Below are 13101 nucleotides of genomic sequence, written 5' to 3'. Positions count from 1 at the left end.
CGGTTCACGGTGACTTACACCGGTGTCAAGGCGTTGCAGCGTTCCTAGCCGGTTCTTGTCAGACTTTGCAATGGGCCGCGTGTCTTGGCCATTGACACCGGTTACCTAGAAGCTATCCAAAGACGGCGCCCTGCCGGGCGTATTTTTGGGAGAGTCGCGGATTGTCGGTCGTCGTTGCCCTGCCGGACGTGTTGCGCGTTCACGCGATGGACAGCGTTGCGGTGGCGCTGCGTCCGCTTTCCCGTGAGGCGGCGGTCACAGTCGGCGGCGTCGCCCTTGCGATCATGGAAGACATTCCGCAGGGGCACAAGTTCGCCACGCGCGCCCACGTCGTCGGTGATCGGGTCGTGAAGTACGGGTTGCCGATCGGCGTTGCCATCCAGGACATCCAGGTTGGCGAACACGTCCACGTCCACAACGTGAAGACCGCGCTTGACGGCGAACAGGTCTACTCTGCCGAAGTCGCACGCGGCGGATTGGCCACGGCGACCAGCGTCGCACGGACCTGGCAGGGCTACCGACGCCCCGATGGTCGTGCCGCGACGCGCAATGAAATCTGGATCCTGCCAACAGTGGGCTGCGTCGGTCGCACTGCGGAGCAGGTCGCCCGTGCTGCACAAGCACGCCATGCCGCCTTCATTGCGGAGGGCCGGATCGACGGCGTTCACGCGTTCAACCATCCTCACGGTTGTTCGCAATTGGGAGACGATCTCGACGCGACCCGCGCGCTGCTGGCTGGGCTGGCCGCCAATCCCAATGCGGCTGGCGTCCTGCTGCTCGGTCTGGGGTGTGAATCCAACCAGTTGAGCGCTTTGCTGGCCGCCCTGCCGCAAACGGCGCGGTCCAAGGTACGGACGCTGCCCTCGCAATCCGCCGGCGACGAATTGGTGGAAGCGGCAACGCTGGTAGACGAACTGGTCGAACTCGCAGTCTCCGCGCAGCGCGAGGACCTGCCGCTCTCCGCGCTGATCGTGGGGCTGAAGTGCGGTGGGTCCGATGGCTTGTCAGGTCTTACCGCCAATCCGATGCTCGGCCGCTTCAGCGAACGCCTGGCCGCATCCGGGGGCACGCCGATCCTCACCGAGATTCCGGAAATCTTCGGCGCGGAGCAGGCGCTGCTGGATCGCGCCGTCGATGCTCGGACGTTCGCGTCTGCCGCTGCGCTGGTGAACCGCTTCAAGCGTTACTACCTCGATCAGGGCCTGCCGGTGTCGGAAAATCCGTCGCCCGGCAACATCGCCGGCGGGATTACAACGCTCGAGGAAAAGTCTGCCGGCGCCGTGCAGAAGGCCGGGACCGCGCCGCTCGCTTCGGTGCTGGATTACGGGGGTCAGGCGGTCGAACCCGGCCTCGCCTTGCTCGAAGCGCCCGGAAACGATGCGGTTTCTTCCACGGCCCTTGCCGCAGCAGGTGCAACGCTCTTGCTGTTCACCACCGGGCGCGGCACGCCGTTGGGATTTCCGGTGCCAACGGTCAAGGTCGCCTCGAACCGGGCCCTGGCGCTGGCCAAGCCCCACTGGATCGATTTCGACGCCTCGCGCGTGCTCGATGAAGGCGAGCAGGCGGCAGATGCGGCTTTTCTCGAGACGCTGGTCGCTATCGCTAGCGGTCGCCGAACGGCCGCAGAACGCAGCGACCAGCGCGAAATGGCAATCTGGAAGAAGGGCGTAACGCTCTAATTGTATAACGCGACCGGATGGCTGAGACTTGTGATTGACACCGGTTTCCTATAGGCAGCCGGAAGAATGAAGGACCAAGGGATGGGGACCGAATTGAACGAGAATGCGGATCAGGTTGCAGCGGCCTTCGTCAGCGCCCGCCGCGAGGCCCGCGTCCTCGAAACCTACCCCGGCACCGCGCCGCAGGGTCTCGACGATGCCTATGGCATACAGGGGCGTGCCATTTCGATCGACGGGCGTGAGGTCGTCGGCTGGAAAGTCGGGCGCATCAATCCCCCTCTCGACGCGTCGCTTGGCGCAAACCGCCTTGCGGGCCCGATCTTTGCGGACAGCGTCGTCGACGCCAATGCCGGCGATACTCCAACGATGCCCGTCTATGCAGGAGGCTTCGCCGCAGGCGAGGCCGAGTTCCTTGTCCACGTCGCGCCGGGCTTCAAGGGTCCGGTTCCTGCTGACGACGCCGGCACGATCGCGATAGTTGATGATGTCCGCATCGGGATCGAGATCGCAAGTTCGCCCTACCCGGGCATCAATGCCGATGGTCCGGCGGTTACCGTGTCCGACTTCGGCAACAACACTGGCCTGGTGCGTGGCGCCGCTCTGCCCAACTGGCAGTCGACCGACCTCTGCTCCATGAGGGTCAGGAGCGAGATTGACGGAGTCGAAGTCGGGTCGGCAACCGCTGCCGCGATGCTCGACGGGCCCTACGGTGCGGTGCGCTTCCTGCTTGGCAATCTGCTGGCTCGAGGTTTCGATGTGTCGCAGGGCCTATGGGTCTCCACCGGTGCCGTGACCGGCGTGCACGAGATCGCCGTCGGCCAGGAATTTCGTGCGATCTTCGAGGGCCACGGCGAATTGACCTGCTCGATCATCGCGGCGGGCCCCCGCTGAATTGCACTTGGCGGCACAGCCCGTAACGGGTTGGCCGCTTCGGGAGAGAAGCAATGGACCAGAACTTCAACCCGGCTGCAGCCGCCTCTGCCAAGGCCGGGCGCTACCGCTGGGTCATCGTTGCCCTGCTTTTTGCGGCCACGGCAGTCAACTACATCGACCGCCAGATGATCGGCGTGCTCAAGCCGACGCTAGTGGCCGAGTTCGGCTGGAGCGAGACCGATTTCGCCCAGATCGTGTTCTGGTTCCAGGTCGCATATGCCATCGGCTACATTGGCTTTGGCCGCATCGTTGATGTGGTCGGCGCGAAGCTTGGCTATACCATCGCAATCGTGATCTGGACTGCCGGGCACGTGGCGCACGGCTTCGCAACCGGTCTTGTCAGCTTTGCCGCCGCGCGCTTCGGTCTCGGCGTCGGGGAAAGCGGGAACTTCCCGGCTGGCATTCGCGCCGTCACCGACTGGTTCCCCCAGCGCGAGCGCGCCTATGCGATCGGCCTGTTCAACGCCGGTGCCAATGTGGGCGCGATCATCACGCCACTGCTGGTCCCGGCGCTTGTGCTGTGGTTCGATTGGCGCGCCGCATTCTTCATCACCGGCATCTTCGGTGTGGCATGGCTCGTCGCATGGTGGCTGATCTATTGCCATCCTGCCGAACACCCGCGCGTCTCGCCGGCCGAACTTGCCTGGATACAGCAGGACCCGGCAGACCCGGTGGAGCAGATCGGCTGGGCAAAGCTTCTGACCGTGCGCGAGACCTGGGCCTATGCGCTTGGCAAGTTCCTGATCGACCCGGTCTGGTGGTTCTTCCTGTTCTGGCTGCCCGGCTACCTGTTCGAGCGCTATGACATGGACCTCAAGACATTCGGTCTGCCGCTTGCCGCGATCTACCTGATTTCCGATGGTGGTTCGATCTTCGGCGGATGGATGTCCTCCCGCCTGATCAAGGCTGGCCGCACTCCGAACTTCGCGCGCAAGGCCACGATGTTTCTGTGCGCCGTGGCGGTACTGCCGATCTGGTTCGCGCAGAGCCTCGACAGCGTGTCGGCTGCCGTATTCATCATCGGGCTTGCCACTGCGGCGCATCAGGCCTTCTCGGCGAACCTCTACACGCTGCCTTCAGACGTGTTCCCCCGTGGGGCGGTAGGCTCGGTGGTCGGCATTGGCGGCACGGTCGGGGCTCTCGGCGGGATGGGCATGGCCCTGTTCACCGGCTACATCCTCGACAAGACCGGCGGCTCGTACGAGGTTCTTTTCGCCATCTGCGCGAGCAGCTACCTGCTTGCCCTGGCTGTCGTGCATATACTCAGCCCGCGGCTCGCTCCAGCAGCCGTCTGAGGCGCGTTGGCAAGCGAGGCGCTGCACGAGAGCGTCATTGAAAGGGGCACTCCCTACCCGTTGCTTCGACCATCATCCGAGTGACGCCAGGGCCCCATGCAGGGACTGGCTCCTCTCGGTCATCGGTGCAGCCCAAGGCAAGTCCTTGCCAAGCCGTTCGACGTCAAGATCTGTCAACGGCGATGGCGAAACTGCAAATGGGACAAAGGTAGCTCCAATCGCGCGCCTGGCACGCGCCGGACTGGAAGAGTCAGGCAGTGTATGCCGCCGCCGCAGCGGGTGAACTGCGAAACGTCAACTGTTTCAACGTGATAGTCCCGGGCGCGGAGTCGTGAGACGGCCTCGTCGTCTTCACTGGCGATGATCTTCTTGCCACCCAGTGCAAGGATGTTGCAGCCGAGCTGCGGCACGCTGGCGGCTGGCATGTCGATAAGCGCAATGCCAAGCTCGCGAAGCCGCGCAACAAAGCTTGCATCGAGCAGTTCGACACAGGCCAGGGCTTCGTCTTGGCTGACCATGCAGAACAGGGTGTCGAGATGGAGGTGGTCTGCATGGAACGGGCAGACCAGCACTTCCCAACCAGCATCGTGGAACGGCGCGGCGAACTCCTCGAGCCCATCGCGCGAAGTCCGCTCGCCCGAACTCCCGATCAGGAGGAGGCCCTCACGGGCAATGCAGATGTCTCCACCCTCGATCGTGCCCGTGGTGACGCGCGGCCAGTTAAGCCCCCAGGCTCTGACGTGGCGCGCCAAAGCCTCGGTTTCGCCACGACGATGCGGCATGGCGGGGGCCGTCAGCATCGGTCCGAAAGGGGTCGCTACGGCGATGTCCCGGGTGAAGCACATATCCGGAAGGTCCGGTTCTGGCGTCACCAAGTGGCAGGTTACGCCGTTACAGCGCAGGGCTGCGCACAGCGCCTCGTGCTGCCGGCGTGCCGCCGGCACATCGACCGCAAAGCCCTGCTCGAGATTATCGCGTGTAACGGCGCAGCAAGGTACCGGCGCCAGATAGTCCGGCGGGCAAAGGACGACGTCGGTAAGCAGGTCGGTCTCGCCACGGATGCGCCAGTCGAGACTGGTCGGCACGCTGTCGATTGCAGAGGTATATCGCGAAAGAAGATCGAGTTTCATATTTTCTCCTGGCTGGGAGAACGGTGGCCCTTGCCCGGTCGTTCCACTGTCTACCGCATGGATGGAAGCGGTCGGGCTATCTGGGCGGCCTTTATCTGCCCACCATTGCCAATTCACCGCCCATCGAGGGCGCGCCATTTTGGAATGTTTCCCCGGGGAAACATTCCAAATAGGATGCACGGCCGCGACCCTTGGGCGTGGTCAGCCGGCTGGCGATTCGTCCGCGTGGGCCTGGCTCGCGTGCAGGAAGGCATCGAGCGCGATTTCGGCAATCTCGGCGCGATCGTCCTGATAGGGTTTCCCGTACCCGGCAAAGATGCTCATGCCTTCCATCGCCGAAGTGATGAAGATGCTGGTCAGGTCCACGCTTCGTTCGTGGGCGGCAGGGTAAGCGCAGCGGACGGCGGATACGATGGCGGCGCGGGCCCTGTCGTACATCTCGTACATGCGGTCTGCCACGAACGGATCGTGGTTGGACAGTGCCCAGAGCTCCGGAAACAGCCGCGTGGTGCGCCGCGTGCCGATATCGTCCATGATGAGCCGGCACACGTCCATCAGGCGCGCAACAGGAGGGAGCTTCTGGTCGGCCATGATCTCGGCGAAGGCGTCCTCGTATCCACGGATGATCGCGTCGAACAAGGCAGAGACGAGGCTTTCGCGCGAGGGGAAGTGATAGGTCAGGTTACCCATGCGCAAGTTGCAGGCCGTGGCTACGCCGCGCAGCGTAAGGGCGGCGTAGCCATGCTCAAGCAAAAGATCATGCGCCGCCTGCAGGATTACGCGGCGCGTCCGGTCTCCCTTGGCGTAGCCGCCCATCCTGTCGGGCAGGGTCAACTGGGCGACGTGCAAGGGAGGGCCGGACCTTCGCGTCATGTGCGCGGCAGAAATGGCGGGTCCGACGAGCGGAACGCATCGAGCACGTTGGACATGATGCGCGCGACGTTGTTCTTGCCGCCGTTGCATGGCAATGCCTGGCTCCACGCGATCGACCCGGCGGCAAACACTGCGCCGCCCTTGGCGTTGGCATAAAATGCAATGTCGCCACGCACTTGCGGGTCCTGCGTGCCGCCCCTGCCGGGGAAGGCATAGGTGATGTCTTCGGACACCAACGGGTAGTTGTCCGAGTGATTGAACGAGGACGCGACCAACAGGGTGTGCGGTGGCGTGCCCAGCGCGAGGTCGTAGCGGTCCATCTCGAGCCCGGAGGCGCCACCGAGACCCAGCCCGAAGTTGCCGATCAGTTCATCGTGGCCCACACCTTCGAACAGCCATGCCGCCTCGGGTTCGAAGGAGTCGGGCATGCGCTCGAACGGCTGGCTTTCGTCCATACCTTCGGTGGTAAAGCCCAGCGCGACGAGCTTCTGCGGCGGCCTTCCCCGCGCCCGCCACAGACCCGACCGGTCCCCCGTCGTCGCGAGATAGCCTTCGCCCGGCGCGGCCTGCCACGCACGGGAGCCGGTATCGAGCTTGCGGACCTCGATGCACCACGGCTCCTCGTCACGCACCTCGGTGACCCAGTAGAGGCCGTTGCCGCCGAGGTATCCGACGCGACCGCCACCGGCCACGTAGTCCTCGAGCGCATCGAGCATGCCGAGCGAGTAGTACTCGGGGTGGGTCCCGGTCAGCACCGCGCGGTAGGGTGCGATCAGCGCCAGGCCCTCGGCGGCGAGATCATGGTCGGTCACCACGTCGACTTCATAGCCCGCCGCGTCCATCCACCAGATCAGCGAAAGGTCTGCCGGGAAAGCCCACGGCGCACCGATTGCCGGCATCCGGTACTTCGGGCGCATGTTCTGAATCGGCCTGCGCCACGAGGAGTAGCACACGCCCGCGTAGTCCGAATGGACATCGTAAGTCGACAGACCGAAGGCTTCCTGCTGCTTCCAGGTGAGATCCGCTTCACTCACCACCGGCGTATTGGCGCAGATGGCCTGGGCAATCGGCGCCTCGAAACTGAGATGTTCGTTGGCGTAGGCCAGATACGTGAAGGTCGGCATAAGCACGGCCATGTCCGCGCGCGCCTTGTCCGGCCTCACGAAGAACGGCACGTGGTCTTCGCTGCCGTCCTTGGATACGCGCAGGGCATAGACGCCGCTCGGCAGATCGGGCGGGATTTCGATCGAAACACTTGCCTGCCAGCCGCAATCGACAAGCGCATCGTCGTGGAATGCGATCCCGCCGTACTGATGCGGCGCGAGCCGGAAGCTGTCGTTGCGGCCGTCCCAGTTCCAGCCGGTCATTGCCCGGATCGGTCGGTTGATGCCGTGGGCATGGAGGCCATGGGGTCCGACGTCCCGAATCACGTCGCCGATGCCTTTGTCTGTGTATCCCGCGGTCGTGTCCCAGTACGCCAGCAACCGCTCGGCGGCGGGCAGTTCGCCTGCGGCAAGGCTCGCAAGTTCATCATGCCCGGCCATCGCGTTGAGGATGCCGTGGCGGTCGATCTTGCCATTGTAGTGCGCCACGGCGCGGTCATCGCCGGTTAGCGCCGCTGCCAGCGTGAACTGGCCGCCGCATGGCAGCACCGGCCGCTCCAGCTGTTCCGTGGCAGCAGCATCGAGATCGTAGCCGGGTGCCGGTCCGACGAGGCTGTTCCAGCGCGAGATCAGGCCCTTCTGCCAGATCAGCAGCTTGCCTGTCTCGTCCCAGCCACCGGCGACGAAATGCCAGGCGTGCGCTGCAACCGGCTTGGGGCAGACGATCTCGGCCGTTCCGGCTTCATCGCCAAGCCTGAGAGCAACCTGCCCGCCTTCGGTCAGGAGCAGCGCAAAACCCCGCTTCGTTGCCGGGTCCCACGTTCCGGCAATGATCTGTTCGCGCGCTCCGGGCGTCGTCGGCTTGATGAAGGCGAAGAGGGTGGCCGAGGGCAGGGAAGCACTGAGCACTCCGTCAGGGTCCCGGGCCCTGGCCCAGCTGCCGAGCGGGACATATTGCGGCCCGACCGCCACGGTCCGGGGCAGCGTGACGACGGTTACTTCCTTCTCGACGAAACCCGGCCCGAGCGGGTTGGTATCGCCGTGCAGCAGCCGGACGAGACTGATCTCTGCCGTGCCTGGCGTGGCATCGTGCAGCATGAAATCGACACTGCCACCGCAGCGGGCGTTGAGCGGATCAGCATAGCCGGTGAGGTTGCCGGGCGCGCTCATGCCTCGTCCCCTGCAAGCTGTGAATTCAGGTCTGCGATCCGCTGGAGGAAGGCCGCGTGATGCGCCTCTGCGAGGCTGGTCGCGGGCTCGCCATCGATGATCGTGGCCGAGCCGCCGCGGACGCCGGGAAAGCGGATGAGGCGATAGACAGGTCGGGCAGGATCAGGCTGGAAGATTCCGACCTTGCCGGCAAGGCCGCCGCGCCGGAAGAAATTGAGCACCCGCTCCAGGGCATCGCTGTGCTGGCCCAAAGGCTTGCGTCGATGCTCTTCGATCATTCTCTCGGTGATCGTCGTGGCGAGCTTCTGGGCAAGCCGACGTTCGAACATGAAAACGTAATCAGCCTGCCGGTCCCTGATAGCTTGTGGGTACTGCATGATTTCCTGCCTCCTTCGACGGCACGGCTTGGCTCTCGCGCAGGCTGGACAGCCGCGCGGGAGCACGTTCTTGTCGGACTGGGGTGTGGCGCGAAGCCTAGTTCAGCGAGATCAGACCCATGTGCAGCGCCTTGGCGACGGCATGGGTCCGGTTCGCTGCCGCCAGCTTCTGGTTGATGCGTTTCAGATAGACCCTGACCGTCTCGGCCGAGATATCGAGGATGGCCGCGATGTCCTCGATCGTCTTGCCGTAGGCAGACCAGACCAGGCACTGATGCTCGCGCGGGCTGAGCGCGATCTGGCCGGCAACCATCTGTTCTGTCGTTGCCCAGAGGTGGTTATCGAAGTAGTGCGCAACCATGGTCAGCAGCGCGGTCATTTCCTGGCGGCAGGCGTCCTGGGCGCTGCATTCGGTGCCCAGCGCCGTGAGAAAGGCGAACCGGCGGCCGTGGACATGGACTGGCACGGTAATCCCGTCCGTCAGGCCGAGATCCGAGATATAATGCATGCAATCGCGCTGCGGTGCGGTCAGCAGGTCTGCGCTGTTCTGCACGTCGCTCCAGCGAACCGGGCGGCGGCTGTTGGCAGCCGAAAGGAAGTATGGATCGTGGCGGCTGTGCCGGTCCCAGTTCGTCGGGAACGCCCGCACAAGGACAGGCACATTGCCACACTGCCCTCCAAGCGGCCCGCTTGACCACCCGTAGACAAACTGCTTCCAACCCAACGATTGCAGAAAGTCGTGAAGGACATCGAGACGCTCTTCCAGTCCGCTGGCGCGGTCGAGACCCTCGGTGAGACGCGCGAGCGGCCCCTCTTCCTGATCGACGACGTAACCGGATGAGAGGATCGTTGGCTTCATGACGCGGCCGCTCCGTATGATCGGAGGAGCCTCACGCACTTCGATACGGGGAGTCAAGGTGGCCATTTCCAACCTCAGAATTTGAAGTTTGCGGCAAGTCCATAAGTCCGGGGTTGCCCGTAGATGTTGAGCACCCAGCCAAATCCGGGCAAGTCATTGACGTAGGTACGATAATGGGTGTCGGTAAGGTTGCGGGCGAACGCGGTGAGGCTCCACCGGTCGTCCTCGGCACCAATTCCGGCGCGCGCATTGACCAGCCAGAAACCCGGCTCAAGGCTGGAGGGAGAGTTGACCGTCTCGAAGAACTGCGACGAGCGCCAGTTACCGTCGGCTGCAAGGATCAGCTTCAGGCCGTTGCCGATGGCGGGCATGTAGCTGCCCTGCGCGGTGAAGGTCCAGCGCGGCGATTGCACGGTGCGGGCACCCTGGAGGCTGGCGCCGCCCGAAGTGATGTCGCTGTCGATCCTGGAGTCGAGCCAACCGAGCACCATGCCCACCGACAGGTCGTTGATGGGCCGCCACTGCCAGTCAAGCTCCGCGCCCCAGGTGTTGATCGCGGCGGCGTTGATGGTCACCGGGATCGGCGAGGTTGCGCTGTCGACGTTGATGAAGCCATCGCGGAAGTCGTAGTGGAACAGTGCGGCGTTGAGCTGCATGGTGCGATTGGCCAGGAGCGACTTGAACCCTGCCTCGTATGCGGTGATCTTTTCCGGCGCGAGCGAAGTCAGCGCAGACTGGGTGGCGGTGAACTCCGCATTGTAGGAGCCTGACCGGAAGCCGGTCGAAACGTTCGCATAAAGCATGAACTTGTCGAACATGCCGGACACGTCCGGCTTCCACTCGATGCCCAGCTTGAAGTTGGCGTCGTCGTCGGTGCGGCTGGTGTCCGCCTGGGCCAGGGTAGCGACGATCGTCGTCGGGGCCAGCGGATTGCCGCCAAGTCCGGTTCCGGCGAACGTGCCGCCCTTCAGGCCGACCTTCTCCCAGGAATAACGGACACCGGCGGTCAGGCTGAGATGATCGGTCAGCTGGACGTCGTTGTGGAAGAACGCGGCGATCGCGTCGCTCGTCTGGGTGAAGGGGCTGTAGAATCCGGGTGCTGCGCCTCGCGCGATCTGCAGGTAATCGCCGTTGCGATAGGCGTCGCGCTCGTAATAGAGCCCGAGCACGTAGTTCCAGCGGCCCTGCCCGTTCGAGGTCAGCCGCAGCTCCGTGTTGAACTGGCGGATCCGGTTGTAATAGTCGACGTCGATGGTGTTGACCGGGCTTCCGTCGGAGTCTTCGTGCTGGCGGCGGGTGAAGGTCTGATAGGACGTCAGCGAGGTCAGCGTCGCGCCGTCGAACTCGTGCTCATAGCGCACGGTTGCGCCGATCGAGCGGTTGCGGACGGTATGAGGCTGGTTGTTGTTCGAGGTGAACGGGTCGTTGTCGCCCGGAAACAGGCCGTCCGTGCCCTTGACGCAGCCGCTGTTGCCGCCCGTGGCACGCCCCGCCAGATAAGCGCCGCAGAACACCGGGGCACCTGCCGCTACCGAAGCCGGGGTGAATACGCCGACGCCTTCGTAAGGCTGAAGCTCGCCGTTCTGCCGTCCGCCGAACACGGTCACCAGCACGCTGTCGGGCCCGCTTTCCCAAAGAAGCTGGCCACGCAGGGCCCACTTCTTCTCGAAGCCTTCGCGCCGACCGAGCGTGAGATTGCGATAGGTCCCGCGGCCCTGGTCCGTGACCATGCCCGAAAGGCGCGCCGAGATCGTGCTGCTGAGCGGGCCGCTGACATAGCCTTCCGCGCGAAGCGTGCGGTAATTCTCGAACGAAACGGTGCCTCCGGCAGCGAGTTCGCTCGTCGGGCGGCGCGTGAAGAAGTTGACCGCGCCGCCAGTGGCGTTGCGCCCGAACAGCGTACCTTGCGGACCCTTGAGCACTTCCACGCGATCGATGTCGAACAGGAGGAGACCGCTCATGAAGGTCTTGGCGAGGTATCCCTCGTCGACGTTGATCGCGACCGGTGAATCGAGGTTGGCGGAGAATTCGTTGGTCCCGATCCCGCGGACGTTGAACGCAACCTGCCCGGCGCCGTAGTTCGCCTGGATATTGGGAACCAGCGAGGTCAGGTCGGTGACGGAGCTGGCGCCGGCCTGGGCCAGGCTGTCGCCACTGACGACCGAAAGGGTGATCCCGACGTCCTGCACAGACTGCCTGCGCTTCTGAGCAGTGACGGTGATTTCCTGGATCGTGCCGGAAGCTGCCTGGTCTTCAGCCTCCTCGGCATGGGCAGGAGCAACCAGCATCGACGATGCAAGCGCTGCCAGCGACAGTCCCCACCTGCCCGCCACAGTTGTACCAACCATCTCATTCCCCCCTTGTGCCGAACCCGTCCCAAAGCTTGGCTCTGGAGGCAATGTTCTCACTTGGGCTGGATGTAACAATTCACCCGAAGCGGGGACAGCTGGGCGCTCATACTGCCTGTTGAGGCGATATCGCTGTCAAGCGAAAGCGCTCCGCAAAGCAGCTACTTTCGACGCATGGAAGTTCTTCGCCACCTGGGTTGAAGCAGCGATCCCGTCAAATCCATGGAACGCGCCGGGCACGACTTCCAGCCGGGTCGGAACGCCGGCAGCGATCAGACGCTTGGCGTACATTATGTCCTCATCGACAAAAAGGTCGATAGCTCCGACCCCGATGAAGGTGGGCGGCAATCCGGCCAGATCCGAACGACGGGCTGGCACTGCCGCCACAGGAGAAGCATCCATGCCTGGCTCCATCCCCAGAAACGCACCCCACCCGAACCGGTTCTTGGCAGCAGTCCAGACAATCGTGCCGATCGGAGCCTTTGGCGTCTCCACGGTTCCGGTGCGGTCATCCAGCATCGGGTATATCAAAACCTGTGCGACGATCGGGACCTTGCCGACATCACGCGCTTTGAGGGCCAACAGCGCTGCGTGCCCGCCGCCTGCGCTCTCGCCCATAAGGGCGATCCTGCCTGCATCGACGCCAAGGGATGTCGCATTGTCGTAAAGCCATTCGAGAGCTGCATAGTTGTCTGCAATGGATCCCTGATATCGTGTTTCCGGCGCGAGACGATAATCGACTGTGACGATCGTGCAGTCCAATTCCAAAGCCAGACGCTGCAGGTCAGCAACCATGCTGATAGCTGTGCCGCTGACAAAGCCTCCGCCGTGCGTGTGAAGGATTGCCGGACGGCGTTTCGACGCGTCGCTGTTGACGACGTACACGGTGACCGCCGGGTGGCCCGTCAAACCAGGTACAGATTGTCTGGTCCAGGCGGGGGCTTGGAGGGGAGGCTGCGCCCATCCGCCCATTGCCTTCCGGGTGAATGACAAGCTTTTTTCGGAAAGCTCGGGCATGGGTTCAAGCATGGCCATGAGTTGCTTGGCAAAGGGGCGCAGTTCAGGGTGAACGTAGGCGAATTCCTCTGGCTCGCTGGCACGCGCCAGTTCGCCCAGCCCGCCCAGAAGGCAGCCCGCAGTTCCGATGGCAGCCAGCTTGAAGGACTCTCGCCGTGAAACTCGCTTCACGATACTTCTCCCATACGTCGATCAGAATCTTACGAGTTTGCCCAAATTCGATACCAAGCCGAGTTCTGTCTGGCTTAGCCTCCAGTGCCTTAGAGTCGGATTCGAAACTAATTCGTTGAATGACAGTGTCTTGCGGCACGCCGGAT

The 13101-nt window shown here is 63.8% G+C and carries 10 protein-coding genes; 3 read left to right on the top strand and 7 right to left on the bottom strand.

Features of this window, described 5'->3' with window-relative positions; genetic code table 11:
• The first annotated feature begins 206 nt into the window (after nt 1–206).
• From AX703_RS13580 to AX703_RS13570, 3 genes are all read left to right on the top strand, one after another.
• On the top strand, nt 207–1679 hold the full coding sequence (locus AX703_RS13580) for a UxaA family hydrolase (RefSeq protein ID WP_062344803.1): 1473 nt from the start codon (nt 207–209) through the stop codon (nt 1677–1679).
• An 81-nt stretch (nt 1680–1760) separates the two neighbouring features.
• Nucleotides 1761–2570 carry a 2-keto-4-pentenoate hydratase gene (locus AX703_RS13575; protein WP_062344801.1) on the top strand — a complete coding sequence of 270 codons (810 nt, stop codon included), beginning with the start codon at nt 1761–1763 and terminating at the stop codon, nt 2568–2570.
• Nucleotides 2571–2623: 53 nt separating this feature from the next.
• Complete coding sequence (locus tag AX703_RS13570; protein ID WP_062344781.1) at nt 2624–3907, top strand: MFS transporter; 1284 nt, start codon at nt 2624–2626, stop codon at nt 3905–3907.
• 173 nt (nt 3908–4080) lie between these two features.
• Here the strand turns inward: AX703_RS13570 and AX703_RS13565 are convergent, their stop codons facing one another.
• From AX703_RS13565 to AX703_RS13535, 7 genes are all read right to left on the bottom strand, one after another.
• Nucleotides 4081–5037, bottom strand: a complete 957-nt coding sequence (locus AX703_RS13565) for a dimethylarginine dimethylaminohydrolase family protein (protein ID WP_062344779.1) — start codon at nt 5035–5037, stop codon at nt 4081–4083.
• A 201-nt stretch (nt 5038–5238) separates the two neighbouring features.
• Nucleotides 5239–5910, bottom strand: coding sequence for a TetR/AcrR family transcriptional regulator (locus tag AX703_RS13560; RefSeq protein WP_197423716.1), 672 nt, complete (start codon nt 5908–5910; stop codon nt 5239–5241).
• Nucleotides 5907–8183: a N,N-dimethylformamidase beta subunit family domain-containing protein gene (locus AX703_RS13555; protein ID WP_062344775.1), complete on the bottom strand. Its 2277-nt coding sequence runs from the start codon at nt 8181–8183 to the stop codon at nt 5907–5909. The genes AX703_RS13560 and AX703_RS13555 overlap by 4 nt, the downstream gene beginning before the upstream one ends.
• On the bottom strand, nt 8180–8560 hold the full coding sequence (locus tag AX703_RS13550; protein WP_156452059.1) for a hypothetical protein: 381 nt from the start codon (nt 8558–8560) through the stop codon (nt 8180–8182). Before AX703_RS13550 ends, AX703_RS13555 begins: the two co-directional genes overlap by 4 nt.
• A 97-nt stretch (nt 8561–8657) precedes the next feature.
• Entirely contained in the window at nt 8658–9485 is an 828-nt protein-coding gene (locus AX703_RS13545) for a LuxR family transcriptional regulator (RefSeq protein ID WP_062344771.1), read from the bottom strand.
• An 8-nt stretch (nt 9486–9493) separates the two neighbouring features.
• On the bottom strand, nt 9494–11767 hold the full coding sequence (locus AX703_RS13540; RefSeq protein ID WP_062344769.1) for a TonB-dependent receptor: 2274 nt from the start codon (nt 11765–11767) through the stop codon (nt 9494–9496).
• A 135-nt stretch (nt 11768–11902) separates the two neighbouring features.
• Nucleotides 11903–12802 (bottom strand): alpha/beta hydrolase, encoded by a 900-nt coding sequence (locus AX703_RS13535; protein WP_156452058.1) that lies wholly within the window; start codon nt 12800–12802, stop codon nt 11903–11905.
• Between the last annotated feature and the right edge of the window lie 299 nt (nt 12803–13101).

The organism is Novosphingobium sp. CCH12-A3 (assembly GCF_001556015.1).
In the GTDB taxonomy this organism is placed as follows: domain Bacteria; phylum Pseudomonadota; class Alphaproteobacteria; order Sphingomonadales; family Sphingomonadaceae; genus Novosphingobium; species Novosphingobium subterraneum.
The sequence above is the reverse complement of the archived record's forward strand: the minus strand, read 5'-3'. Positions and strand labels throughout refer to the sequence as shown.

Bases quoted from the DNA above. Each gene is read 5' to 3' on its own strand.
- AX703_RS13575 (WP_062344801.1), top strand. From the start codon at position 1,761: ATGGGGACCGAATTGAACGAGAATGCGGATCAGGTTGCAGCGGCCTTC.
- AX703_RS13565 (WP_062344779.1), bottom strand. From the start codon at position 5,037: ATGAAACTCGATCTTCTTTCGCGATATACCTCTGCAATCGACAGCGTG.
- AX703_RS13570 (WP_062344781.1), top strand. From the start codon at position 2,624: ATGGACCAGAACTTCAACCCGGCTGCAGCCGCCTCTGCCAAGGCCGGG.
- AX703_RS13560 (WP_197423716.1), bottom strand. From the start codon at position 5,910: ATGACGCGAAGGTCCGGCCCTCCCTTGCACGTCGCCCAGTTGACCCTG.
- AX703_RS13540 (WP_062344769.1), bottom strand. From the start codon at position 11,767: ATGGTTGGTACAACTGTGGCGGGCAGGTGGGGACTGTCGCTGGCAGCG.
- AX703_RS13555 (WP_062344775.1), bottom strand. From the start codon at position 8,183: ATGAGCGCGCCCGGCAACCTCACCGGCTATGCTGATCCGCTCAACGCC.
- AX703_RS13545 (WP_062344771.1), bottom strand. From the start codon at position 9,485: ATGGCCACCTTGACTCCCCGTATCGAAGTGCGTGAGGCTCCTCCGATC.
- AX703_RS13535 (WP_156452058.1), bottom strand. From the start codon at position 12,802: ATGGCCATGCTTGAACCCATGCCCGAGCTTTCCGAAAAAAGCTTGTCA.
- AX703_RS13580 (WP_062344803.1), top strand. From the start codon at position 207: ATGGACAGCGTTGCGGTGGCGCTGCGTCCGCTTTCCCGTGAGGCGGCG.
- AX703_RS13550 (WP_156452059.1), bottom strand. From the start codon at position 8,560: ATGCAGTACCCACAAGCTATCAGGGACCGGCAGGCTGATTACGTTTTC.